Genomic DNA, 21,824 nt, shown 5'->3' with positions numbered 1-21,824 from the left:
ATCTGTTTGTCTTGTCCAACGGTAGCGCGAAAGGGGGAATAAACCCGCAAACGACCGGCCCAATCCATCATGATCCGTCATGCGCGGCTATGGTGGATCATGACGTGACGCGAAGTCCGGCATCCGTCTGCTCAAAAGGCACAAAGCCCGGCAGCGCTTCAATACGGGCCAGCCAGCGGCGCACATTCTCATAGGGGGAAAGGTCGACATTGCCTTCCGGTGCGTTGGCGATATAGCTGTAAAGCGCGATATCGGCGACGGTCGGATGCGCAAGTGCGATCCAGTCATGTGCCGCTAGGCGGTCTTCGATCAGTTTCAGGATAACGTGCGCACGTGTGATCACTTCGTCGGCGTCAAACGGGGCGCCAAACACCGTCAAAAGACGGGCTGCACAGGGACCATAAGCGATCTGACCTGCTGCGACCGAAAGCCATTGCTGAACTTTTGCCGCATCTTCGGGGTCCTCGGGAAGCCATTCGGTCGCCCCGGTTTTTTTGGCGGCATAGACCATGATCGCGATGGAATCGGCGATGACAACATCCCCGTCTTCGAGAACAGGAACCTGACCGAACGGGTTCAGTTTAAGAAATTCGGGGGATTTATGCGCGCCGTTGGCCAAGTCGACATTGATGACTTCGTGATCGATGCCAAGCAGGCTCAGGAACAGATGCGCGCGATGGGCATGTCCGGAAAGTGAAAAATAATGCAGCTTCATAAGACGTCCTCCGTTTTGGGCGTTCACATGGGGTGAATTCGAGAACGCAGTATGATTGTTTCTATTTGGGGATAGAATTATCTTTATTTGGAATTTACTATTCCACTAAATGGAATGATTAAGGACTGTGTGATGGATCGTTTTCAGGCGATGAATGTCTTTGTGCATGTGGTCGAAGCACGCAGCTTTGCCGCCGCAGCCCGGGAATTGCGACAAAGTCCACCGGCTGTCACAAGGGCCGTTGCGTTTCTTGAGGACATAACAGGCGCGCGTTTGCTGACCCGGACAACCCGGTCGGTCACACTGACCGAACCCGGTGCACGCTATTATGCGGACTGCAAGCGGCTGCTTGGCGATCTGGCCGATGCCGAGGCAATGGCAGGCGGGGCCTATGCACGGCCCACCGGGATGCTGAGCATTACGGCCCCGGTGCAGTTCGGGCAGATGCATATCGCGCCGATTGTCGGTCAGTATCTTGATCAGTATCCCGACATGCGTGCGCGCCTTCTTCTCTTTGATCGTTTCGTCAATATCGTCGAAGAAGGCATCGATCTTGCCGTGCGAATTGGGCATCTTTCTGACTCATCGCTCACCGCAATCAAGGTCGGGCAGGTACAGCCGCTTGTCTGTGCGTCCCCGGCTTATCTGGCGCGTCAGGGGATGCCGGAAACACCGGCTGATTTATCTGATCACGAAATCATATCGACGACCGGTTCCTCGGCACGGCTTGACTGGCAATTCAAGCCGGCAAGTGCGGGGAGCAAGATGGTGCAGTTTTCGCCCGATGCGCGCTGGGAAACCAATTCGATCGAGGCCGCGCGCAATGCGGCCATGGATGGTTGGGGTATTACCCGCATTCTATCCTATCAGGCAGCCCCCCATATTGCGTCGGGGCAGCTTTGCACTGTGCTTGATGATTATGCCCCCGACCCGGTGCCGGTACATCTGGTCTATCCTGAAGGCAAAACGGCCCCGGCAAAGGTGCGATGCTTTGTCGATCTTGCGGTTGCGGAGCTGAGGTCGAATGTGTTGTTTGATTTCCGGTAATTCAATCAAGACGTGTGCTATGCTGTTGTTTTGGCAGAACGGGCTTGGGGACTGGCTTGGTTGCAAAATTGCTGCGCACGATCGTTCAGGGTGGGATAGATGCCATTTTGCCGCCCCGTTGCGGGGGCTGTGGCGATGTGACTGATACCACCCACGCAGTCTGTGCCGATTGCTGGGCCGGATTGCGATTTATCACAGCGCCGCAATGTGCGTGTTGTGGCTATCCGTTTGAACTTGATGATAGCGCTAACATCTTTGATCCGTCTGGGAATGGCGCCAACACATTGTGCGCGGGATGTCTGCAAAGGAAACCGGCTTTTGACATGGCGCGGGCGGCACTGGTTTATGATGATTGCAGCCGAGATTACCTGTTGCGCTTCAAGCATGCGGACCGTGGTGACCTCACACCGTTATTGGCGCGCTGGTTGTTTCAGGCCGGTCATGGCATTTGGGATCACACGGATCTGATCGTTCCAGTACCATTGCACCGCCGAAGATTGCTTGCCCGGCGCTATAACCAATCGGGCCTTCTGGCGGCAAACTTGTCGCGTATGAGCGGCGTGTCTTGGGATGGGCTTGTTCTGCGTCGTGCACGTAATACCAGAAGCCTTGGCGGACTTGGTCCGTCCTCACGCAAACGCGAAGTCGGTGGTGCATTTGGGGTGGATGCCGCGCGTGCAATCAAGTGCAATCTTGCCGGGGCGCGGGTGGTGTTGGTTGACGATGTTCTGACCACCGGGGCGACGGCCAATGCCTGTGTTCGGGCGTTAAAGCAATCAGGCGCCATGCACGTATCTGTGATCACAGTTGCACGTGTCGTGCGATGACGCATTGCAAATTTTCTGTTATATAGCCGCCATCTGAATGAAATTTCGCACCGTATCAATTGCCGCAAACCCGATAATCCGGGGCCTCAGCGATGATCGGTTGCCAACGAAAGGATGAGTGCCACATGGCAAAAGTTGAAGTTTATGCCACCGAATGGTGCCCGTTCTGCAAGCGTGCCCGCAAGCTGCTTGAAGAAAAGGGTGCCAAATACCAGTTGATCGACGTGATGATGGAACCGCGTCGTAAAAAGGAAATGATGGATCGCGCGAACGGCAAGCACACCGTGCCGCAGATTTTCATCAATGACGAACATATTGGCGGCTGTGATGAGCTGATGGCGCTGGAAGCTGCTGACAAGCTTGAAACCAAGCTGTCTGCCTGATCATCTGCAGACGGATCAAAGGTAATTGTCATACAAAATCCCGGTCGTTCTGGCCGGGGTTTTGTTTTGTCTGATGATTGCCGTACCCGCAGAATTCAGCCAAATGTGGCTTCCATTTCCTTGCGAAATGCAATCGCCGGGTCCTTGGCATCAAATTCCACATCATCCCACGTCAGGGTTTGGTCAACCGCAACCGGGCGCTTGATCTTAAGATGGTGTGCAAGCCCGATGGGCAGGGCATTGTGTGCCTTCGATGTCTGGGCAGGTGTCAGTTTGCCATAGACGGTGTAACCGCCTTCACCATCAAGCATTTCACCGGCTTTGAGATCACGCTTGGCCGTGGCGACCGCATCGCCTGACCATGCGCGTGACGACCCGGTGGCTTCGCCGCGAAGGGCAGCGGACGCAACCGAAATGCCAAGCTCCAACCCGATCAGGTGATAGGGTTTGTACATGGTGGAATATTGCCCGCCTGGATCGGTCAGAAGACCGTATTCGTTAAAGCAGCGTGCAACATAATCGCTGGGCGCTTCGAACGTTACATACACGCCCCAGCGCAAATCGCGAAAGACCGGTCGGGTATCGCGTTCAAGGCTTGAAACCACCTCGACCGTGCCTTTGCGATCCAGAATGCCACCACTTTCACGCGGGCACAGAAGGCGCGGTAAATCATCCACCCCGCAGGCCGGGAACTGCAGCCCGCAATCCTGAGGCACAAGGTCACAGGCATTGGAAACTGCGGCCATCTCGATGGCGGATTTTGTGCCATCAAGGAAGCTGTTGAAAATCTGCGGGTTCATGCCGCCCGCCTGGGCCTGTTCGGGTGTCAGGCCGTAGTGATGCCAGACGTCATCGGGCGTGACGTGATGATAAATCGGCAAATATTTTGTGCCCTTACCCGCACAGGTGACCGGCAGGCCGATGGCACGGGCCCAATCAACCATTTCTGAAATCAGGGCAGGTTGATCGCCATAGGCCATGGAATAAACAAGTCCTGCGGCCTCGGCCCGTTTCGCCAAAAGCGGCCCGGCCAGAACATCGGCCTCAACGTTGACCATGACGATATGACGACCATGTTCGATGGCCTTAAGCGCAAAGCGAATGCCCGCCGCCGGGCTTCCTGTGGCATCAATGATGACCTCAAGCCCGTCAGCGGCAATCAGGGCATCGGCATCTTCAGTGATCCAGGTGGTGCCATCCTTGTAGGCGGCTGCCGCATCCTTTGCGGCGAACTGATCATCGGACCACCCCACACGACGCAAGGCCGCCTTGGCACGATCAATACTCAGATCAGCAATGCCCAGAACATGATAGCCCGGATGATGACCGGCCTGACTTAAAAACATCGATCCGAATTTGCCTGCCCCGATGATGGCAACCCGAACCGGGTTGCCATCATCAGCACGCTTGCGCAGTTTTGCGTCGAGATTCATGTTGTTCTCCGGAAGCTGGATCAGGCAGCGGTGCGTTTTGCGACCAGCTCATCAAGGCAGTTATCCGCAAGCGGTTCAATCGGGGTGAAATCACGATGGGCGATCCACGGTTTGCGATTGAACGCACGGATGTGGTTGGAAACCGCGCACAGGCTGAGATAGACGATTGTGCGATCAAAGGGGCTGATGTTGGGCGGGCTGGCATGCACCAGATTGCCATGGAACATCACAACAGAACCCGCAGGTCCAATCGGGGCTTCGCACCCACCATCTGCTGCAAGTTTGCTGACCGTTTCGCGATCCAGCGTCCAGAGCGGATAGGATGTCGTTTCAAGATCGTGACCAGCCTGAAGCACGCCTGCCTCGTGGCTTTTGGGAATAAACAGCAACGGGCCATTGGCCGGTGTGACATCTTCAAGGAAAAGGGCGATGTTAAAAGCGCGCGGTTCCGGCATTTCATCATCGCGCTGCCAGGTGCCGTAATCCTGATGCCATTGCCAGACCGCGCCATCAAAGGCCGCCTTGGCGTTGATCTTGTATTGATGCATATAGACCTGTTCTTCCAGATACTGGACGACAGGTTCAATCAGGCGTGGATGGGCACCAAGTCGGCGGTGGGCTTCGTTATAGGTATGTGCGGCAAATGCTGTGCGTGCGACGCCGGATTTTTCGCGCCATACCTCTTCGCGGTCAGAGGCATATATTTGCTTGGCTTCGGAAAGAAGCAGGGCTGCTTCGTCGCGTGAAAACAATTCAGGCAGAAAGACAAAGCCGTCTTCGCGGAACTTATTGAGTTCAGGCTCACTCAGTTTCATGGTGTTTCCTCCACGCCGCACATTGTTGTTTGTTGTGTCGCGGCTGATGCCCTTTTGCGGGCGATTAATTGGCTTGGTGATCGGTATCCTTCATATTCGAGACCAGGCGGTGCTTGGCGTTTCGGCTATGTTCAACGGCAAGTATCTGGGCACGTTTGCCATCGCCGACACAGATTGCATCGGCGATGGCTTGATGTTCGGTCCAGATCGGATCAAGTGGATAGCCGGTCTGGATATAGGCATGCATCACGCGTCTGATCTGAAGCCAGACTACGGCTGATGCTTCGGGCAATAAGGGATTGCCCGACAAACGATAGATCGTTTGATGGAATGCGACATCGGCTGCAACAAGTTTTGCGGTGTCGCCGCTGCCCAGAGCGTGGTGTCCCTGTGAAATGGCAGCCCGCAAAGCCGATTCCCGGTCCGATGCGTTGGATTCTGCAGCAAGGCGGGCGGCAAGCCCGTCAAATGCTTCGCGCAGGTCATAAACATGACGAACCAGTTTGCCATCCACCGGCGCAACGCGATAACCGCGCCGTCCCATGGGTTCGACCAATCCGCCACGACGCAACAACCCCAGAGCTTGCAACACGGGTTGTCGCGAGACATTGAGTTCCTCGGCAAGGGCTTCCTGACGCAATGGTGTCCCGGGAGGGAGTGCACCGGAACACAAGGCATCAACCAAACGGTCATGCACTTCGTCAGTCAGACTTTTTCGACCGGAAAGAGGTTCCATCTTCGATCCTGTTTGGGTGTACGGAATACTGTATACACTAATTTCCGTAATGTGAAGAAAGAAGTTTGCGGTTTGTCGGTATGGGAGTTTCGGTAAGGGTATCGTGCGTCTTCCCTGGCGGATGCATGATGGCCGATGCCACATGTTTCCATCTGTTCAGTTTGCCCAGTGTGGTGGCGTTGATCGGTTGGGATTGCAGCATGATGCGCAGTTCAAATTGTATATTGCCGCGACGCGCCAACGGGCCCATCTTTAAGGTGGATAAAGACAAAAAGGAGACTGCGTCATGACCCGTTTCATTGCAGCCTGCGTGCAGGTCAATTCCCGTGATGTGATGTCTGATAATCTGACGCATGCGGCGGCATATGCCCGTGATGCCCATGCGACGGGCGCCAGACTGATCGCTTTTCCCGAAAACGTGTCGATGATGTCTTTTGGTGGCGAAAATGTCCGTGCCGCCGCCTTTCCCGAAGATGAACATCCCGGTCTGGTTTTCTTTTGCGACTTGGCCGAAGAACTCAAATCAACCCTCATTGTCGGATCGCTGCATGTCAATGTGCTAGGCGAGGACCGTGTCGCGAACCGGTGCTTTGTAATTGGCCCGGATGGCAAGGTGATCACGTCATACGATAAAATTCATATGTTTGACGTCGATCTGGCCAATGGCGAAAGCTACCGTGAAAGCAAAACATTCCGTCCCGGTGATGCGGCAAATCTGGTCGAAACCGAGTTTGGCAGGGTCGGGATCTCGATTTGCTATGACGTGCGGTTTCCGCATCTTTTCCGTGATTACGCCAAGGCCGGGGCGCAAATCCTGAGCATCCCTGCGGCCTTCACCCGCACGACGGGCCAGGCACACTGGCATACGCTGTTGAAAGCTAGGGCGATTGAAAATGGATGCTTTGTCATCGCAGCGGCCCAGTGTGGCGATCATCCCGGCAATCGTCAGACGTTTGGTCATTCACTGATCATTGACCCGTGGGGGCAGGTTTTGGCCGATGGCGGCACCGATCCCGGGTTTGTCACCGCCGAGATTGATCTTGAACGGGTCGATGAAATCCGGCGCATGGTCCCGTCGCTCATTAATGGACAGACCTATAAGCCCTGCTGATCTGTTTTGCCTTTAAAACAGGGTAACGCGGCGAAGTGGTCAGGGGTAACTGACCACTTCGAACTCAATGTCGTTTTCATCACGGAAATAAAACCGGCGGCCGGGCTCATAGTCGGCATGGTTGCACGGCGCATAGCCATCGGCCTTGATCTTTTCTTCCGTCGCATCAAGGTCATCAACGACAACCCCGATGTGATTGAGCCCACCCCGTGTCGTATAGGAGCTTTCCTGTCTGTCCTTTGGCGTGCCCAGCGAATAGATTGCGATATAGCTTGTCTCACTGCCGACATGATAGGTCATTCCGTCATGGATTGCCGGTCCCTGCCAGCGGATATGCCAGCCAAACCAGTTACACAGGTTGGTGGCGGTTTTGACTGGATCGGCAACCGTGATGTTCACATGTTCCAGAAATGCTGTGCTCATGGTGTCTCCTTGTCCTCGTGGGTCCTCGTGGGTCCTTGTGGGGCCTTGTGGTGAATCTTCGAACTTTCCGTTTGGTGTAATTCCTCAATATAGGTTGAGGTCAAGTGCCAATTCCCATTGTTTTATATAGGTGAGGGATGGTGCTCACGCGATTTCACGAAACAGTGTCGCAACGTCATTTCAGTTTTTGTGCGAGGTCGGTCAATCTTTGGTCATCAGGGTTCCAAACTGGAGAAACAGGGAAAATGTTCAAACAATTTGTTATCGGATCAGCAATGCTGGTGGCCATGTCAGGTGCGGCTTTGGCCGGTGAGCAATATGTCGATGAAACCGGCTTTGCCATAAGTGGCTATGACGTGGTGGCCTATTTCAACCTTCCGCAAAAGGATGTCGGCATGATGCAGCCCCATGCTGTGCCGGGTAAGGCTGATATCACCGCCGAATATAACGGCGCGACCTGGGCATTCGTATCACAGGAAAACCGAGACATGTTTTTGGCCGACCCGGCCAAATACGCGCCGAAATACGATGGTCATTGTGCCTTTGGCGTTGCCAAGGGCGGTAAGGTGCCTGCCAACCCGAACCTGTGGCGGATTGTTGATGGGGAGCTTTACCTGAACATCACGCCAGCTGTGGTCGGGTTCTGGAATGCAGATATTTCCGGAAATATCAATACCGCCGAAGGTAACTGGTCAGGACTTGAAAGCAAGGCGGCTTCGGATCGAAGCTGGATGGAAATCACGGATAATGACGGAACGTACGATATGCCAGCCCCGGTCAAATAGCGCCTTCACTGGCCAAACAAATATGTGCGTCCCAGCAGAAAACCCACCGGCACAAAACGGCCGGTGGGTTTTTTTGGTCGTCTGGTGAACGGCGTTATCGCTTAGCCTGCGATTTCACCGCCGTCTGATTTGGTGACCGCAACAACGGACGGGCGCGGCGGCAGTGCAGCCTGGAAATCAGGCCAGCGGGTGCTTGGTTCGTCATAGGATGAACCGTCTGCCGGGTGCTGAACCGCAAGGAAAAGCGTTTTCCCATCCGGTGTGAATTCCGGGCCACACATTTCTGCGCCGACCGGGCAGGCAAAGAAGAACTTTGTCAGGGCCCGGCCGGGTCCATCAACATCGGTTGCCCACATACCATCCGGAATGTCGGACTTTTGCGCGCCGTCAGATGAAATCCAAAGACGACCGCGATGATCAATCGCCATGTTGTCCGGGCAGGAAAGCCAGGATTCGGTTGCCGGATGATAAACCGCTTTGTCATCTGCATTGGACGGATTGCCCGCTGCGATCATGATGTCCCAGGTAAAACGCATTGCCGTATGGTCGGCATCCTTGCCCATGCCGCCGGGCGGCGTGAGTTCGAGTACGTGACCATGCGGATTGGCTGCGCGCGGGTTGGGTGCGTTGCCTTCCTTGCGTTTGGAATTGTTGGTCAGCATGACATAGACTTTGCCGTTGACCGGGTTCGGTTCGACGTCTTCCGGGCGGTCCATTTGGGTTGCCCCCAGAAGGTCTGCGGCGCGGCGGGCTTCGATTAGAACATCTGCCTGACTGTTAAAGTCGTTTGCCGTGGTCAGCGGGCCTTCGCCAAAGATCAGCGGCATCCAGTCAAGGCTGCCGTCTTCGTGGAATTTGGCAACATAAAGGGTGCCGTTTTCCAGAATATCCATGTTCGCTGCGCGGTCATTCGGGTTGTATTTGTTCGCCGCAACGAATTTATAAAGATAGTCAAAGCGCTGATCATCGCCGGAATAGGCAACAACTGAGTTGTCCTTGTTGATGATGACGGTGGCGCCTTCATGTTTGAAGCGGCCAAGCGCGGTACGCTTTTTGGGCATGGAGGTCGGATCATATGGATCGATTTCGACCATCCAGCCAAATTTGTTCGGCTCGTTCGGGTCTTTTTCGACATTGAAACGGTCGAAATACTTCACCCACGAATACCAACTGTCTTTGCTGATGCCCAGACGTTTGTAATTGCGTTCTTCGCTGGTTTTGGCAATGTCGCCGCCAAAGTAACCGTTGAAGTTTTCTTCCGAGATCAGGACCGTGCCCCACGGAGTTTTGCCACCTGCACAGTTGTTTAAGGTGCCGATGACACGGGTACCGGTCGGATCGGTGTTGGTTTTAAGGCGGTCATGGCCGGCAGCCGGGCCGGTAATCTGCATTTCGGTATCAATCGGCGAGATGCGGCGCGCATAGCCAGATCCATCAACAACCTGCCATTTGCCGCCGGTTTTCTTGACTTCGACGACAGAGTGACCGTGGGCCGCGATTTCATGCAATGCCTGTTCTTCCGAGGCGTCCATACCGTCTTTAAGGCCAGACCACATCAGTTCGGCATTGGTGTATTCGTGGCTGACGCACAGAAGTCCGTGATCGGAATTATCGGAACCGACGGGAAGCGGCATATAACCAACATAGTCGCAGTTGTAGCCAAACTGCTTGTTCTGCGCCTTGGCATCGACCTGACCGGGAACAAATGCCGGGGCATCGGCAACAACCTTGTCGCCCCAACGGATCAGGACATTGGCGTCATAGCCGTCTGCAACCGCGTGGGTTTCGGTAATTTTTTGCGGGATCGACTTGAAGGTCAGGGTGGATGGCGACTGTGCCTTGGCGACACCCTTGGTCGCGATGCCTGCACCAACGACAGCCGAGGTTGCCATCAGGCCCTTGAAAAAGCCGCGGCGGGAGAAACGTGCATTGATCAAATCATCAATGCGCGGGTTGCTGGTCGGATTGGACGGGATGTCGTCACTATCTTCGATGATTTCGTATTTTTCATTCATGGCTTTTCTCTCTCAATGCCTGTGCCTGAAGCAGCAAGATAAAAATGCCAGAAACTGAATGCGCAGATTGTGAACGTTGTGTTTATTTTGCAAAAACAAATTGTTGCGTATTTGTTTCAATTTGTCGTTTTAGGAGGGGGAACCATCCAATTTACTCGGCAGGTTTTTGCACGACGATTGATTGTTTTACTGCTGTGATCTCCGCCGGGCCATCCAGATACACCGGGCCTTGTTCAAATGCTCGGATATCCCAGTCTGAGAAGATCATACGCAGTTCATCCTTGTTTAAAAGGAACTTCGGGGATCGTGGGCGACCATATTGTGCATTCCCGATCATGAAAGTCTCATAGATCAAAGACCCACCCGGCCGCAGTGCGGTGCGCAAATGATCAAAAAGCGGTCGGTGCAGATAATTGGTCACAACGATCAGATCAAATTGCTTGCCCCCAAGCGGCCAATAACCGGCTTCCAGGTCGTCTTCGATCCACGTGATGGCAGGGGGCGCGGTGGTGTCGGTGTGCGAAAGGTCGCGATCAATTGCAGTGATCTGCCATCCCTGATCGGCAAGCCAGAAACTGTGTCTCCCCTTGCCACATGCCAGATCAAGGGCCTGTTCATGGCCCGCAGTCGGGGGCGGGGTGTGTTGTGTGATCCAGTTTGATGGCAATTGGGATGACATTTTTGTAAATCTTGTTTATTGAAGGTTTCGTCTGTGGCTGGCGTTTCGCCGTTTTACAGGCCATATGACAAATAACCGAAGTGTTTTCGTCATGCGAATGGTTTGGCTTTTATAAGTAACATCATGATTCTATTTCAGCTTAAATGCGAACATGATCACGAATTTGAAGGTTGGTTCAAGGACGGCGCAACGTATGAGGCGCAGGCATCTGGCGGGGATTTGTCCTGTCCGGTGTGTGGGACGTCCAATGTTGGCAAGGCCTTGATGGCCCCGCGTTTGCGCACATCCCGTCAAAAAGAAGTCGCCGCCGAAAAACAGCAGCAAAAAGTCGTTGCCGAAGCAACCAAAGCAGCCATTGCCGAAATCCGAAAACAGGTCGAAGCCAACTGCGACAATGTCGGCAACAAGTTTGCCGAGGAAGCCCGCAAAATACATTACGGTGAAACCGAAAAGCGCGGCATTTATGGCGAAGCGTCGCTTAAGGAAACCGCAGAGCTGGTTGACGAAGGCATTGATGTCATGGCGCTGCCCTGGGACGACGACACCAAGAAAAACTGACCGGTTTTCTTGCTGTTTTTGGTCATTAGGATTGCTGCTTTCAAAAAAACCGCTGTTTCAATCCCCGCTAATATACTTTCTGGTGTAATATTGAATTAGGCTGCTTGCCTTCTGATATTCATTAGAATGATATCGGGCGTTGCCATGACCCACGTTAGAAAGGGAAAGCTTCGCTTGCTATCAAGATTCTCGCAATCTGCTTGAAGTCTGTGGTTGCACCTTGTCACAGGCTTTTGCTGTTGAGTGATCTGGCAGTGCGAAGACTCTTGTGGGGAGAGTGGTGATGGAACTGGACTTAGGTGCCCTTAATCTCAAGAACGTGCTGGATCATTCGCTGGTCGGGGTTGTCATTCATGCTTGGGACACCTCGATTGTCTATGCAAACCCGCGTGCGATGGATTTGCTGGAAATGGATTACGACAACCTGATTGGTTTGTCAGTTCATGATTCCCATTGGCATTTTGTCGACGAACATCACCGACGTTTGATGGTCTACGAGTATCCGGTAAACCGGGTGCGCAAAAGTGGTCAGAAAATGATCAATGAAATACTTGGCAAAGTCGATGATGAAACCGGCGATGTAAGATGGTTTCTGGTGAATGCTTATGTCGAGACTCAAAGCGGAGCCAGCGAGACCAAAGGCTTTGTCGTGGTGTCTTTCAACGATGTTACTGATCGCCAGAGCCTGTTTTCATACGAGCATATCCTTGAAAATGCAGGTGATGTTGTCATCGTTACAGAGGCGGATTCCGTCGATGGACCGTTTGGTCCCAAGATCGTGTATGTCAATCGCGCCTTTGAGCAATTAACCGGCTATTCGCGTGAGGAGGTCATTGGAGAAACCCCGCGTATTCTTCAGGGAAAAATGACTGACGAAGAGGCCTGCCGCCGCATACGTGAAGCCCTGGAAAAGAAACAAGGTGTGCGCGAAACACTTTTGAATTACTCCAAGTCCGGGCGGCCATACTGGCTCGATATGAACATCATGCCGCTATATGACCGGAATGGCGAGATCACGCATTTCGCTGCGATTGAACGTGATGTAACGGAATCCGTTTTCAATTCGCAACAGCTTGAGCGCCGCAATACCGAGCTGCGCCAAATCAAGGATTCATTGAACAAACTCGTCGAGGAGAGGACGCGACAGCTTCAGGAAGCAAATATCAAGCTTGAGAAACTGGCATATTACGATGCCCTGACCGGTATCCCCAACCGACGCTGTTTTGTAGATCAGCTTGAAAAGCTGCTTGGGTTCTGCCGACGTCACCAATATGTCGCGATGGTTGGCATTCTTGATATTGATGATTTCAAGCATGTAAATGACACACACGGACACGCGGTCGGCGACGAGGTTCTGGTTTCTCTTGCGCGAACATTGGCGCAACATTTTCGGGTAGAAGACATTGTTGCGCGTCTTGGCGGCGAGGAATTCGCATTTGCCAGCGTCATTCGGGATAAGGAATCGTCGGAAACGGTCTGCGAGCGGTTGTTGGCATCTGCGCGTAAAACAAGTATTGCGCTTTCAGGCGGCGATAGTGTTTCGATTACAGTCAGCATCGGGGCGTGTTGCCTGCCCCCGGAGCAGGTTTGCACGATCGAAGCTTCGTTAAATTGTGCAGATGAGGCGCTGTATCGGGCCAAGCGCAGTGGTAAAGACCGCTATGAGGTATCTGAAGCCGGAAAATAAGATCGCAACAATCGACTTGTTCCCGCAAGACGCCGGTCTTGAGGGCCAAAATCAGGCCGGTTTCTGCGCGATTACCATGTAATTTACATCAAGATCGCGCGGTGCCGGTGCCCATGTGTCAGTGATCGGGTTATAGGCAACACCGGTGATGTCGCTCAGTTCCAGTCCTGCGCCACGCAGGTATCCTGACATTTCAGACGGTTTGACAAATTTACGCCAGTCATGGGTGCCCGCAGGCAGCCAGCGCAAAATGTATTCCGCCCCGATCTTTGCCAATGCCAGTGATTTGATCGTGCGGTTCAAGGTGGCAACAAACATCAAGCCCCCCGGTTTGAGAACCGACGCGCAGGCCTGCATGAAAAATTGCGGGTCATCGACATGTTCGATGACTTCCATATTCAGAACGATGTCAAACTGCTTGCCTTCGTCAGCCAGCATTTCCGGTGTGCTGCAGCGATAATCGATCTCAAGACCCGATTGCTTGGCATGGACCTTGGCGACTTCGATATTATTTTCTGCAGCATCGATGGAGGTCATTTTTGCCCCCATCCGCGCAAGCGGTTCGGACAGCAAGCCAGCACCACAGCCAATATCGATGATTTCGACCCCTTTGAGCGGTTCAACCGTTTCAGGATCACGCCCAAGATGGGCGCAGATATTGTCGCGCAGAAGCTTAAGTCGTATCGGATTGAACTTATGAAGCGGCTTCATAACACCATTCGGGTCCCACCATTTTTCTGCCATGGCAGAAAAGCGCGCGATTTCCTCGGCATTGGCAGTGCGGCTGGTTGGTGCGGATGCTTCCGACATGGCGTGGCTCCGAAGGCGTGAAACTACTATGGTATATAATGCCCTGTTTACGCGGGCGCGAACGGCAAGGCAATACTCTGCTGTTAAATGGGGATTGATGAGTGTGCTGGTTGCGTTTTCCGGGACGGATGTGCATTGCGCACAATGCATGCGACATCAGGGGTATTGGGTAGTTTTCGCAGGATATTCGATACAATTTGCTCCATCGAATTGGTTCAGGACATTTGTGGAGCAAAAAAACAGCCTTCACGCAACTTTTCGGCATCCTTGGCGCTTGTTTCATGTCGATTATGGCAGTATTGATAACGCCGCTTGGATCAGGAGAAGCGCTGTAATTGCGGCATGCTTCCCTGATTTGGGACCGGATCACATGCCGTCACGTTCGGGCAGCCGAAGGACGGCGAGCATAGCGGGGATACTTCATGGCCCGTATTGTCATGAAATTTGGCGGCACTTCGGTCGCTGATGTTGATAAAATCAAGAATGTTGCGCGCCGGGTGAAATCCGAAGTGGATGCAGGCAATCAGGTTGCTGTTGTCGTGTCTGCCATGTCGGGTAAAACCAATGAACTGGTTGGCTGGGCGCAGGAAGTTTCGCCGATGTATGACGCACGTGAATATGACGTGATCGTATCATCGGGTGAACAGGTGACAGTCGGTCTTCTGGCCATGGCGTTGCAAAGCATGGATGTGCCTGCACGCTCCTGGCTGGGGTGGCAGATCCCGATCAAAACCGATGGTGCACATGCAAAGGCCCGCATTCGCGAAATTGATACCACCGAGCTTGATAAGCGCATGGATGGCGGCGAAGTCGTTTGCGTTGCCGGTTTCCAGGGAATTGCCCCTGACAACCGCATTACCACGTTGGGGCGCGGTGGTTCGGATACGTCTGCGGTCGCACTTGCTGCGGCATTGAAGGCAGATCGCTGTGACATCTACACTGATGTTGACGGTGTCTATACCACCGATCCGCGCATTGTGCCCAAGGCACAGAAGATCGAAAAAATTACCTACGAAGAAATGCTGGAACTCGCTTCGCTTGGTGCGAAGGTTCTGCAAACCCGTTCTGTCGAGATGGCAATGAACCATCGCGTCCGGGTGCAGGTCCGCTCTACCTTTAGCGAAGCAGAAGGAACACTTGTTGTAGACGAGGACGAGATCGTGGAACAGGAAGTCGTCAGCGGAATTGCCTATAGCCGTGATGAAGCCAAGATTACCTTGGTGAAAGTCGCAGACAAACCGGGTATTGCCGCTTCAATCTTCAGCCCGTTGGCTGATGCAAATATCAATGTTGACATGATCGTGCAGAACGTCTCTGAAGACGGTAAAAGCACGGACATGACCTTTACCGTTCCGCGGGGTGAATTCCAGCGTGCGTTTCAGGTGATCGAAAAAAACAAAGAGCAGATCGCCTATCAGGAACTGCTCAGCACATCTGATGTGACCAAGGTGTCGATCATTGGTGTTGGCATGCGGTCCCACGTTGGCGTCGCGCGCAAGATGTTTGAAACCCTTGCGGAAAAAGGCATCAATATTCAGGTCATCTCGACCTCGGAAATCAAGGTCAGCGTACTGATCGCCGAGGAATATACCGAACTTGCCGTGCGCGCCCTGCACACCGCATACGGTCTGGATGCCGAATAATTTGGGCAGGGCAGTCGCTTTGATGCGATTAAGCCGCTGTTAAATTACGTGTATTACTACATACTAGCTGGGGCTTTGTGGTTTCGGCTGTCTTGATGAAATGGCAGGGAACCATCGGTTCCCTGCGTTTCTGCATTGGGGTACAGAAAATATGAGCGATCCGAAAATTGACGCTGCACGCGCGCGCCTTGAAAATCTTTGGGCTGCGGGCAAGGAATTTCTTGGAACCGATTACGCGATTATGGCCGGTGCCATGTCCTGGGTTTCAGAGCGTCATCTTGTTTCGGCGGTTTCAAATGCCGGTGGCTTTGGTGTGATTGCCTGCGGGTCAATGACCCCGGATCTCCTGTCAGCCGAGATTGCCGCCACCAAGGAAATGACCAAGAAGCCATTTGGCGTCAATCTGATCACCATGCACCCGATGCTTGATGATCTGATCGAAGTCTGCCGCGAACACAACGTTGGTCACGTGGTTCTGGCCGGTGGTCTGCCGTCCTCGGCATCGATCAAAAAGGCCAAGGAATTTGCCAAGGTTATCTGTTTTGCCCCGGCATTGGTTCTGGCAAAGAAACTGGTTCGTTCGGGCGCGGATGCGCTTGTGATCGAAGGCAGCGAAGCAGGTGGCCATATTGGTCCGGTTTCGCTTACGGTTCTTGCGCAGGAAATTCTGCCAAATGTTGCCGACATTCCGGTCTTCTGTGCTGGTGGTATCGGTCGTGGTGAAGCCATTACCGGTTTGCTTGAACAGGGCGCATCAGGTGTTCAGGTCGGCACACGTCTTGTATGTGCCGAAGAATGCATCGCCCATCCCGACTTCAAAAAGGCCTTTATCCGCGCAAGCGCACGTGATGCGGTAACGACCGTGCAGCTTGATGATCGCTTCCCTGTTATTCCGGTGCGCGCCCTTGCCAACAAGGGAACCGACGAATTCCGTGATACGCAGCGTGCCGTGATTGAAAAATTCCGTGCAGGCGAACTTGATCAGGGTGAAGCACAGCTTGAAATTGAACATTTCTGGGCTGGTGCCTTGCGCCGTGCCGTGATCGATGGTGACGTCGAAAGCGGATCGGTTATGGCGGGCCAGTCGGTTGGTATGGTAAAGAAAGAACAACCGGTTTCCGAAATCCTTGAAGAGTTGGTCGAACAGGCCGTCCTATCCCTGGTTAAGAGAGACAGCTAAGTCACATGAGCATTCCGTCCGCCGCAGTCTCAGGTCCGCGACGCCTTCTAAAGCGCGTCCGCGACGTCATGGCTGGACCGGGGACTGCTGAGGAACGTCTGGGCCAGATCGTGACCATCATTGCTGCCGATATGGTGGCAGAGGTGTGTTCGGTCTATGTCATGCGTGCGGGCGAAGTGCTTGAGCTGTTTGCGACCTGTGGTCTGTCAAAGGAGGCGGTGCACCTCACGCGTCTGCGTGTGGGGGAAGGGATCGTTGGTTTCGTTGCCGCACATGCGCGGCCACTCAACCTAAAGGACGCGCAAAGTCATCCGAATTTTGCCTATCGTCCGGAAACCGGCGAGGAAATTTATCATTCGATGATCGGTGTGCCGATTTTGCGCGGTGGGCGCATCATCGGTGTTCTTGCCGTGCAGAATCGAACCGAACGGCTGTATTCCGAAGACGAACAGGAAGCGCTTGAAAACGTTGCCATGGTGTTGGCCGAAATGGTCGCCGCCGGTGAGCTTGTCAGCCGCGAGGAACTGATCCCTGCGGATGGTATTGCGCTTCTGCCTCTTCGTCTTGGCGGGGCGCGTCTGGCGCCGGGCATTGGCAAGGGCCTTGCGGTTCTGCATGAGCCGCGCATTGTCATTGATCGGATGGTGTCTGATGACCCGGAAGAAGAACTGACCCGTCTGCGTGAAGCCATGCGTGGGCTTCAAAACCACCTTGATAAAATGCTTGAAGCCGTATCGGGCATTGATGGCATGGAAGGTGGGGATGATCCGGGCGATATTCTTGAAGCCTATCGAATGATTGCCCAGGATACAGGCTGGCTGAACCGGATTACCGAAGCCGTTCATACCGGCCTTACGGCCGAAGCTGCCGTGCAGAAGGTGCATGATGATACCCGCGCGCGCATGGCGCAGGTAACCGATCCATATTTGCGTGAACGTCTGCATGATCTTGAAGATCTGGCCAACCGTTTGCTGCAACATCTTTCCGGGCAATATCAGTCGCCGGCGTTCGGTGATTTGCCCGATGACATCATTCTGGTTGCGCGCAATATCGGCCCGGCAGAACTTTTGGATTACGACCATACGCTTTTGCGGGGGCTGGCGCTTGAGGAAGGGTCACATACATCGCATGTGGCGATTGTCGCCCGTGCGCTTGATATTCCGGTACTGGGCGGGGTCAAAGGTGTCCTTGATAAGGTCGAAGCCGGTGACCCGTTGATTGTCGATGCTGACAACAGTCAATTGTTTGTGCGACCAAGCGAAGATGTTCGGGCCGTTATTGACGGTGCACTTCGCGCCCGGGCAGAACGCAAGGCGCTTTATGCCCAGATGCGCGACATGCCGGCGCGCACAACAGATGACCTGGATATTTCGCTTAATGTGAATGCCGGTCTTTTGATTGATGTTCCCCATGTGATTGAAAGCGGTGCGGATGGCATCGGGCTGTATCGAACGGAAATTCCGTTCATGGTGCGCTCTGCCATGCCCGACATCACGGATCAGACCCGACTTTACGACCGCATCTTCGAGCAGGCCGAAGGCCGCCCGGTTGTTTTTCGTACTCTCGATGTGGGCGGTGACAAATTGCTGCCCTATTGGGAGGATATGACAGAAGAGAACCCGGCGATGGGGTGGCGGTCCATTCGGATCACGCTTGATCGTCCGGCGGTTCTTGTGCACCAGTTGCGCGCCCTGATACGTGCAGGACATGATCGTGATCTTTACATCATGTTCCCGATGATTGCCGAGGTGGCCGAGTTCGATCAGGCAAAGACCGTTCTTGACCAGCAGCTTAAACGTGAAGCTGCGCGCGGATTTATCCCGCGTAAGGTCGAAGTCGGTGCGATGCTTGAGGTGCCCGCCTTGATCTGGCAGGCACCTGCATTGCTTGATCGTGTCGACTTCCTTTCGGTCGGCACCAATGATTTGTTGCAGTTCATGTTTGCGGCTGATCGTGGTAATCCGCGCATTGAGGGGCGGTATGATACACTTTCACCAAGTGTATTTGCTTTTATGCGCCAATTGGTGACATTGTGTGATGAGCGGAACGTCCGTCTGACCATTTGTGGTGAGATGGCGGGACGCCCACTTGAGGCGATGGCCCTTATTGGCTTGGGAATCAAGCGTTTATCGATGGCACCTGCTTCTGTTGGCCCTGTAAAGGAAATGGTCAGAAGCATGTGCAAGTCTGAAGTAGAGCGCTATATTCTCACCATAATGGATAATCCAACCAGATCATTGCGTTCGCGTCTTAAGGCTTTCGCAATAGATCACGGTGTAAAACTTTAAAAACAATCGCTTTTGGTGGGGATTTCTGCTAGTTTTATTGCTAGATCGTAACGTGGGGGTGCGGAGTTGGCGATCAAAAAGCGAAAGGATGATCATTTGGATGACGAAACCGGTGGGCGCCTACGTTTCAGGCCTTTGTCCGGCGATACGCCATCAAATGATGTCGTGATGGACGCAGAAAATAACCAGTCCGGTGGCTACACCGAAGTCGGGAGCCTGTTGAGGGCGACCCGCAATGGTTTGGGGCAAACTGTCGAAGACGTTTGCCGTATGTTGCGTATTCGTAAAATTTATATCGAAGCCATTGAAGCAAGTGATTACTCGGTTCTGCCGAATGGTCCCTATGGCCTTGGCTTTGTGAAGGCATATGCCGAATACCTTGGGTTGGATGGTGCAGAAATTGCCCGTCGCTTCCGGGAAGAAAGCAACGCGCCTGCTGTGCGCAGCGAACTGTCATTCCCCAAACCGGTTCAGGAAAGCCGGGTGCCGGGGGGCGCAGTTCTGCTGATTGCAGTCATGTTGGGTTTGGGGGCTTACGGCGGTTGGTACTATCTTTCAAGTCAGGGTAAAACCATTGCCGATTTGGTGGACCCGCTGCCGGAACGTCTGGCGAGCTATTCCACGACGGCATCGGACGAAGCTCAGCCGCGCAATCTTGAAAATGCGGCGGACGCACAAGCAGCCGAAGCAGAGATTGTGGCACCGGCACCGATGATTTCAGAACCGGAAAACACACCGGCAACGACATCTGAAGAAATGGCAGCACCCGCAAGCCCGGTCGTTCCGACCGAGAATGCGACCGTTGCCGAGCAACCAGCGTCTGAACCTGTCGTAACCGAAGATACGACGCCTGCAACACCGTCTGAGGTTGCTGAAGCACCTGCGGCCGAAGAACCCTTAGCCGAGGCTGAAGAGGCACCGGTCACAAACGAAGTCGCAGAGATCGCAGAAGCTCCGGTGGAAGAACAACCAGCCGAAGTTCCTGCGACACCCGCTGCTGAGGTCGCATCTGTGCCCGCAGCACCGGACGTTGATGATGTTGGTGGGGCGCGTGTCTTTGGGGCGGTCAATGTTGACAGTCGAGTGACCATCTCGGCGGTGGAAACCAGTTGGGTGCGTATTCGCGAAGAAGACGGCAATGTTTTGCTGACCCGGATGCTGTCTGCTGGTGATATCTACAAGGTGCCGAATCGTGATGGCCTGAAACTTGAAGTCGGCAATGCCGGGGCTTTGACCTATAGCATTGATGGGCAAGACCCTCAGCCGGTCGGCGATTATGGCGCTGTGATTTCGGATTTCTCGCTTGATGTCGGCAATCTGACACAGTCCGAAGAGCCAACAGTTCAATAGGTTTGTTGCCAGATTGATGGCGATATATCCGATATGAATGTCAAAGGCGGCCCGTCGGGGTCGCCTTTTTTCTTGCCTGCCATGCAAAACCCGGCAGAAAATCTGTCATCCAACGGTTTCTAATCGGCGTTTGATAAGCTATATACTCCCCCAAGACACCTTGAACATTTTGGAACCGGAAATGAGCGTCCGCCCATATCGCGATATTGAACGCCGCCAAAGCCGCAAAATCCGTGTTGGTGATGTGGAAGTTGGTGGGGATGCGCCGATCTCGGTGCAGTCCATGACCAATACCCTGACCACCGATGTGAACGCGACTGTTGCGCAGATCCATCGTCTGGAAGAGGCCGGTGCGGATATTGTGCGCGTGTCCTGCCCGGATCAGGAATCATCAGCAGCGTTAAAAGACATCGTCAAGCAGGTGAATGTCCCGATCGTTGCCGACATCCATTTCCATTATAAACGCGCGATCGAGGCCGCCGAGGCCGGTGCCGCATGCCTTCGAATCAATCCGGGGAATATCGGGTCGACCGAACGTGTGCGCGAAGTTGTGAAAGCCGCCAAGGATCATGGCTGTTCGATGCGTATCGGTGTGAATGCCGGGTCGCTGGAAAAGGAACTTCTTGAACGTTACGGTGAACCTTGCCCCGAAGCGATGGTCGAAAGCGCGCTGAACCACGCCAAAATTCTTGAAGATCTGGATTTCCGCGAATTTAAAATCTCGGTCAAGGCATCGGACGTTTTCCTCGCGGTTGCGGCCTATTACGGTTTGGCAGAGGCATGCGACTATCCGCTGCATCTTGGCATTACCGAGGCTGGAGGCCTGCGCGGTGGTACGGTTAAGTCATCGATTGGCATGGGCAACCTTCTGTGGGCCGGTATTGGGGATACCTTGCGTGTCTCGCTTTCTGCCGATCCGCTTGAGGAAATCCATGTCGGGTTTGATATCCTGAAATCGCTTGGTCTTCGTACCCGTGGTGTTCAGATCATTTCCTGTCCGTCTTGTGCGCGTCAGGGCTTTAACGTTGTTGAGACGGTTGCAGCCCTTGAAGAACGCTTGGCCCATATTTCGACGCCGATCTCGCTGTCGATCATTGGCTGTATCGTCAACGGTCCGGGCGAGGCACGCGAAACAGATATTGGTCTGACCGGTGGCGGTGGCGGAAACCACAAGATGTATATTTCCGGTCGCCCGGATCACAATATCAGCACGGAAAAAATGGTCGACCATATCGTTGAGCTGGTCGAAGAACGTGCGGCCAAGATCGAAGCCGAAGAAGCCGCCAAGAAAACCGCAGCAGAATAGCAAGGCTGTATTAAGTAAATTTGGCTTTCCGCC

At 53.8% G+C, this 21,824-nt stretch carries 20 protein-coding genes; 12 read left to right on the top strand and 8 right to left on the bottom strand.

Translation table 11 applies throughout. The features are described 5' to 3' along the window. Positions 1–97 precede the first annotated feature (97 nt). Positions 98–715: a glutathione S-transferase family protein gene (locus tag JF44_RS0107850; RefSeq protein ID WP_033068431.1), complete on the bottom strand. Its 618-nt coding sequence runs from the start codon at positions 713–715 to the stop codon at positions 98–100. A gap of 132 nt (positions 716–847) precedes the next feature. On the opposite strand from JF44_RS0107850, the gene JF44_RS0107845 reads away from it, so the two are divergent. From JF44_RS0107845 to grxC, 3 genes are all read left to right on the top strand, one after another. Next, positions 848–1,762 carry a LysR family transcriptional regulator gene (locus JF44_RS0107845; RefSeq protein WP_033068590.1) on the top strand — a complete coding sequence of 305 codons (915 nt, stop codon included), beginning with the start codon at positions 848–850 and terminating at the stop codon, positions 1,760–1,762. 14 nt (positions 1,763–1,776) lie between these two features. Next, entirely contained in the window at positions 1,777–2,589 is an 813-nt protein-coding gene (locus JF44_RS0107840) for a ComF family protein (protein ID WP_272945637.1), read from the top strand. A gap of 125 nt (positions 2,590–2,714) precedes the next feature. Continuing rightward, on the top strand, positions 2,715–2,972 hold the full coding sequence (gene grxC / locus JF44_RS0107835) for a glutaredoxin 3 (protein ID WP_033068430.1): 258 nt from the start codon (positions 2,715–2,717) through the stop codon (positions 2,970–2,972). A gap of 95 nt (positions 2,973–3,067) precedes the next feature. On the opposite strand, the gene JF44_RS0107830 is transcribed toward grxC, so the two are convergent. The 3 genes from JF44_RS0107830 to JF44_RS0107820 all read right to left on the bottom strand — a co-directional run bounded on the left by JF44_RS0107830 (position 3,068) and on the right by JF44_RS0107820 (position 5,956). Continuing rightward, the gene (locus JF44_RS0107830; RefSeq protein WP_033068429.1) at positions 3,068–4,405 is read right to left on the bottom strand and encodes an NAD(P)H-dependent oxidoreductase; all 1,338 of its coding nucleotides are present in this window, start codon (positions 4,403–4,405) and stop codon (positions 3,068–3,070) included. A gap of 20 nt (positions 4,406–4,425) precedes the next feature. Beyond that, positions 4,426–5,220, bottom strand: a complete 795-nt coding sequence (locus JF44_RS0107825; RefSeq protein ID WP_033068428.1) for a phytanoyl-CoA dioxygenase family protein — start codon at positions 5,218–5,220, stop codon at positions 4,426–4,428. 64 nt (positions 5,221–5,284) lie between these two features. Beyond that, positions 5,285–5,956: a GntR family transcriptional regulator gene (locus JF44_RS0107820; RefSeq protein ID WP_033068427.1), complete on the bottom strand. Its 672-nt coding sequence runs from the start codon at positions 5,954–5,956 to the stop codon at positions 5,285–5,287. 286 nt (positions 5,957–6,242) lie between these two features. Between JF44_RS0107820 and JF44_RS0107810 the strand changes: the two genes are divergently transcribed. Beyond that, positions 6,243–7,067 carry a carbon-nitrogen hydrolase family protein gene (locus JF44_RS0107810; RefSeq protein ID WP_033068425.1) on the top strand — a complete coding sequence of 275 codons (825 nt, stop codon included), beginning with the start codon at positions 6,243–6,245 and terminating at the stop codon, positions 7,065–7,067. 39 nt (positions 7,068–7,106) lie between these two features. Here the strand turns inward: JF44_RS0107810 and JF44_RS0107805 are convergent, their stop codons facing one another. Next, positions 7,107–7,490 carry a VOC family protein gene (locus tag JF44_RS0107805; RefSeq protein WP_033068424.1) on the bottom strand — a complete coding sequence of 128 codons (384 nt, stop codon included), beginning with the start codon at positions 7,488–7,490 and terminating at the stop codon, positions 7,107–7,109. Positions 7,491–7,735: 245 nt separating this feature from the next. Here JF44_RS0107805 and JF44_RS0107800 point away from each other — a divergent pair, with 245 nt between their 5' ends. Beyond that, complete coding sequence (locus tag JF44_RS0107800; protein WP_033068423.1) at positions 7,736–8,275, top strand: YHS domain-containing (seleno)protein; 540 nt, start codon at positions 7,736–7,738, stop codon at positions 8,273–8,275. 101 nt (positions 8,276–8,376) lie between these two features. Here the strand turns inward: JF44_RS0107800 and JF44_RS0107795 are convergent, their stop codons facing one another. Beyond that, entirely contained in the window at positions 8,377–10,290 is a 1,914-nt protein-coding gene (locus JF44_RS0107795) for a PhoX family protein (protein ID WP_033068422.1), read from the bottom strand. Between the two features lie 151 nt (positions 10,291–10,441). After that, positions 10,442–10,969, bottom strand: coding sequence for a class I SAM-dependent methyltransferase (locus JF44_RS0107790; protein ID WP_033068421.1), 528 nt, complete (start codon positions 10,967–10,969; stop codon positions 10,442–10,444). 123 nt (positions 10,970–11,092) lie between these two features. On the opposite strand from JF44_RS0107790, the gene JF44_RS0107785 reads away from it, so the two are divergent. Together JF44_RS0107785 and JF44_RS0107780 are read left to right on the top strand one after the other, a co-directional pair. After that, positions 11,093–11,527, top strand: a complete 435-nt coding sequence (locus JF44_RS0107785) for a DUF1178 family protein (RefSeq protein ID WP_033068420.1) — start codon at positions 11,093–11,095, stop codon at positions 11,525–11,527. Between the two features lie 283 nt (positions 11,528–11,810). Further along, a complete protein-coding gene (locus tag JF44_RS0107780; protein ID WP_052065590.1) occupies positions 11,811–13,214 on the top strand; it encodes a sensor domain-containing diguanylate cyclase in 1,404 nt (467 codons plus the stop codon). 51 nt (positions 13,215–13,265) lie between these two features. Here the strand turns inward: JF44_RS0107780 and ubiG are convergent, their stop codons facing one another. Next, positions 13,266–14,024 (bottom strand): bifunctional 2-polyprenyl-6-hydroxyphenol methylase/3-demethylubiquinol 3-O-methyltransferase UbiG, encoded by a 759-nt coding sequence (gene ubiG / locus JF44_RS0107775; RefSeq protein WP_033068419.1) that lies wholly within the window; start codon positions 14,022–14,024, stop codon positions 13,266–13,268. Between the two features lie 422 nt (positions 14,025–14,446). Between ubiG and JF44_RS0107770 the strand changes: the two genes are divergently transcribed. The 5 genes from JF44_RS0107770 to ispG all read left to right on the top strand — a co-directional run bounded on the left by JF44_RS0107770 (position 14,447) and on the right by ispG (position 21,791). Further along, the gene (locus JF44_RS0107770) at positions 14,447–15,667 is read left to right on the top strand and encodes an aspartate kinase (RefSeq protein ID WP_033068418.1); all 1,221 of its coding nucleotides are present in this window, start codon (positions 14,447–14,449) and stop codon (positions 15,665–15,667) included. Positions 15,668–15,818: 151 nt separating this feature from the next. Next, positions 15,819–16,847 carry an NAD(P)H-dependent flavin oxidoreductase gene (locus JF44_RS0107765; RefSeq protein WP_033068417.1) on the top strand — a complete coding sequence of 343 codons (1,029 nt, stop codon included), beginning with the start codon at positions 15,819–15,821 and terminating at the stop codon, positions 16,845–16,847. A 5-nt stretch (positions 16,848–16,852) separates the two neighbouring features. After that, a complete protein-coding gene (gene ptsP / locus JF44_RS0107760) occupies positions 16,853–19,135 on the top strand; it encodes a phosphoenolpyruvate--protein phosphotransferase (protein ID WP_033068416.1) in 2,283 nt (760 codons plus the stop codon). A gap of 96 nt (positions 19,136–19,231) precedes the next feature. Beyond that, positions 19,232–20,485: a helix-turn-helix domain-containing protein gene (locus tag JF44_RS0107755; protein WP_033068587.1), complete on the top strand. Its 1,254-nt coding sequence runs from the start codon at positions 19,232–19,234 to the stop codon at positions 20,483–20,485. Between the two features lie 181 nt (positions 20,486–20,666). After that, positions 20,667–21,791, top strand: a complete 1,125-nt coding sequence (gene ispG, locus JF44_RS0107750) for a flavodoxin-dependent (E)-4-hydroxy-3-methylbut-2-enyl-diphosphate synthase (protein WP_033068415.1) — start codon at positions 20,667–20,669, stop codon at positions 21,789–21,791. Positions 21,792–21,824: the final 33 nt, after the last annotated feature.

The sequence above is a fragment of the Thalassospira australica genome (genome assembly GCF_000763295.1).
In the GTDB taxonomy this organism is placed as follows: domain Bacteria; phylum Pseudomonadota; class Alphaproteobacteria; order Rhodospirillales; family Thalassospiraceae; genus Thalassospira; species Thalassospira australica.
The sequence above is the reverse complement of the archived record's forward strand: the minus strand, read 5'-3'. Positions and strand labels throughout refer to the sequence as shown.